Consider the following 3,505-nt stretch of genomic DNA (forward strand, 5'->3'; position numbering starts at 1 on the left):
TCTGGACCGTCCGTTGTCAGCCGTGTGGAGCGACGAGGAACTGATCCACCGGACCGGGTACGCGCAGCCCGCGTTGTTCGCGGTCGAGGTGGCCCTGCATGCCTTGCTTTCGTCGTGGGGTGTGCGGGCCGATGTCCTGGTGGGGCATTCGGTTGGTGAGGTTGCGGCGGCTTATGTGGCGGGGGTGTTGTCGCTGGAGGATGCGGTCACGCTGGTGACGGCTCGGGGTCGTTTGATGCAGGCGTTGCCGTCTGGTGGGGCGATGCTCGCGGTCATGGCTTCCGAGGCGGAGGTGGTGGCGGAGTTCCCCGACGTTGACATTGCGGTGGTGAACGGGCCGGGTTCGGTGGTGGTGGCCGGGTGTGAGGCTGACATCGACCGGGTTGCCGGGCGTGGTTGGAAGACGTCGCGTCTGCGGACCAGTCATGCGTTCCATTCGCGGTTGGTGGAGCCGATGCTGGCGGAGTTCCGTGCGGTGGTGCGCGGGCTGTCCTTCAGCGAGCCGTCGGTGCCGGCGGTGTCGACGGTGTCTGGGCGGGTGGTGGAGCCGGGGCAGTGGTCGGATCCGGAGTACTGGGTGGAGCAGGTTCGGCGGCCGGTCCGGTTCGCCGACGCGGTCAGCGCGCTCGACGGCGTGACCAGGTTCGTGGAACTGGGCCCGGACGCGGTGCTGAGTGCGCTGGTGCAGCAGCCGGAGACGGTTGCTGTTCCGCTGCTGCGCCGTGACCGCGACGAGGTCACCACCGTGCTCACGGCGCTGGCCACCCTCCACGTCAACGGCGTGTCGGTGGACTGGTCGCCGCTGTTCACCGGCATCCAGCCGGCCGAGCTGCCGACGTACGCCTTCCAGCACCAGCACTACTGGCTCGAGTTCAGGTCTTCTGCGCCTGACCCGATCGAGGCGGGGTTCTGGGACCGGATCGAGCAGGGCGACCTGCCCGGCCTGGCCGCACAGCTCGGTGTCGAGGAAAGCGCGCTGGAAGGCGTCCTGCCGGCGCTGGCCGGTTGGCGTGCCCAGGGCAGGGAGCGGTCGACGCTGGCCGGCTGGCGTTACCGGGTCGCCTGGGAACCGTTCCCGGAGCCCGGAGCGGTGCGGCTCTCGGGCGCCTGGGCGTTGGTCGGCGACGTGCCACTCGCTGCCACGCTGGAGCAGCACGGCGCCACGGTGCTCACCGTACCGACGTGTCCGAGGGCGGAGTTGGCGTCCGTACTGCGCGGTCTCGGTGCCTCCGGAGTCGTAGCGGCTCCCGGCTCTCTGACCGAGGCGTTGACCCTGGTCCAGGCGATGGTGGATGCGGGGAGCCAGGCCCCGCTGTGGCTGGTTACCCGGGGTGCGGTGGCCACCGGCAGGGCCGATGGCGCGGTGGATGTCCGACAGGCGCAGCTCTGGGGATTCGGGCGGGCCGTCGCGTTGGAACACCCGGAGTTCTGGGGCGGTTTGCTGGACCTTCCGGAGGAGATCGACGCCCGCGCGGGCGGTCGGATCACCGCGGTACTCGGCGGGGCTCTCGACGCGGAGGACCAGGTCGCGGTGCGCATGAGCGGTGTTTCCGTGCGGCGGCTCCATCGTGCGCCTGCTTCGCAGGGTGAGGTGTGGCGTCCGCGGGGCACGGTGTTGGTCGCGGGTGGGACCGGTGGGCTCGGGGCGCAGGTGGCGCGTTGGGTGTCGGAGCGTGGTGCTGAGCGGTTGGTGCTGGTGTCGCGGCGTGGTGCGGAGGCGCCCGGGGCGGCGGAGTTGCTGGCTGAGTTGCCGGGTGCGGAGATCCATGCGTGTGATCTGGCTGATCGGGTCGCGGTCGAGGCGTTGTTGGCGGCTGTGGGGTCTGTCGATGCGGTGGTGCATGCGGCTGGTGTGGGTGAGGATGTGCCGTTGGCTGAGGCTGATGTGGCGCATCTGGAGCGGGTGGTGCGGGGCAAGGTCGATGGGGCGTTGCATCTGGACGCGTTGGTGGGTGATGTCGATGCGTTCGTGGTGTTCTCGTCGATCTCCGGTGTGTGGGGGAGTGCGGGGCAGGCTGCGTATGGGGCTGCGAATGCGGCGTTGGATGCTCTGATCGTTCGGCGTCGGGCGCAGGGGCTGTCGGGTACGGCTGTGGCGTGGGGGCCATGGGCCGAGGTCGGTATGGCCGCCGGTGACCAGACCGCGGCACAGCTGCGCCGACGGGGTCTCAACCCCATGGCATCGGCCGGTGCGCTGAAGGCGCTCGCACTGGCCGTCGGATCCGGGGAGGAGGCGCTCACGGTCGCGGATGTGCGGTGGTCGGAGTTTCTGCCACTGTTCAGCGCGAGCCGGACTCGTCCGTTCTTCGACCGCTTGCCGGAGGCTGTTGAGCTGGTTTCGGGTGTGGGGGAGTCGGAGTCCGGACTCGCTGCGCGGTTGGTGGGTCTGTCGTCGGAGGAGCGGCGGCGTGTGGTGCTGGATGTGGTGCGGGGGGAGGTTGCGGCTGTTCTGGGGCATGCTTCGGCCGGTGCGGTGGAGCCGGGGCGGGCGTTCAAGGAGCTGGGGTTCGATTCGCTGACGGCGGTCGAGTTGCGGAACCGGCTCCAGGCTGCGACTGGGTGTGTGTTGCCGGCGACGTTGGCGTTCGACTATCCGGACGCGGAGCGGCTGGCTGGGTTCGTGCTGGAGCTGGTGGCTGGTGCGACTGTTCCGGTGGTGGAGTCCGGTGTGGCGGTGGTGGCCTCCGAGGATCCGGTTGTGATCGTGGGTATGGGGCTGCGGTTGCCGGGTGGGGTGGAGACGCCGGAGGAGTACTGGGATCTGGTGGCCTCTGGTGGGGAGGGGATCGGGGAGTTCCCGACGGATCGTGGCTGGGATCTGGAGGGTCTGTATCACCCGGATCCGGAGCATGCGGGTACCTCGTATGCGCGGCATGGCGGGTTCTTGTACAAGGCCGGTGAGTTTGATGCGGGGTTGTTCGGGATTTCGCCGCGTGAGGCGTTGGCGATGGATCCGCAGCAGCGGTTGCTGCTGGAGACGTCGTGGGAGGCGTTGGAATCTGCTGGTGTCGATCCGCTGGGGTTGAGGGCGGAGCCGGTGGGTGTGTTCGTGGGTGCCTCTTTCATGGGGTACGGCAGCGGGCCCGGGGAGGCGGCCGAGGGGCTGGAGGGGCATCTCCTCACCGGTACGGCGTCGTCGGTGATGTCGGGTCGGGTGTCGTACACGTTCGGTTTGGAGGGGCCGGCGGTGACGGTGGACACGGCGTGTTCGTCGTCGTTGGTGGCGTTGCATCTGGCGGTGCAGGCGTTGCGGTCCGGTGAGTGTTCGATGGCGCTGGTCGGCGGCGTGACCGTGATGCCGAACGCGGATGTGTTCGTGGAGTTCTCGCGGCAGCGGGGGCTTGCTGCGGATGGTCGGTGTAAGTCGTTCGGTGCGGGGGCGGACGGGACGGGCTGGTCCGAGGGTGCGGGGATGCTGCTGGTGGAGCGGCTCTCCGATGCCCGGCGGCAGGGTCACCCGGTCCTGGCGGTGGTGCGTGGTACGGCGGTGAATCAGGACGGTGCG

Annotated in this window: 1 protein-coding gene; it reads left to right on the plus strand. The window is 69.4% G+C overall.

Features of this window, described 5'->3' with window-relative positions; genetic code table 11:
- Positions 1-22: 22 nt before the first annotated feature.
- A partial coding sequence (locus tag KUM32_RS36680) for an SDR family NAD(P)-dependent oxidoreductase (protein ID WP_217146208.1) occupies positions 23-3,505 on the plus strand: 3,483 nt, incomplete at its 3' end.

Source organism: Streptomyces sp. AC627_RSS907 (genome assembly GCF_019049165.1).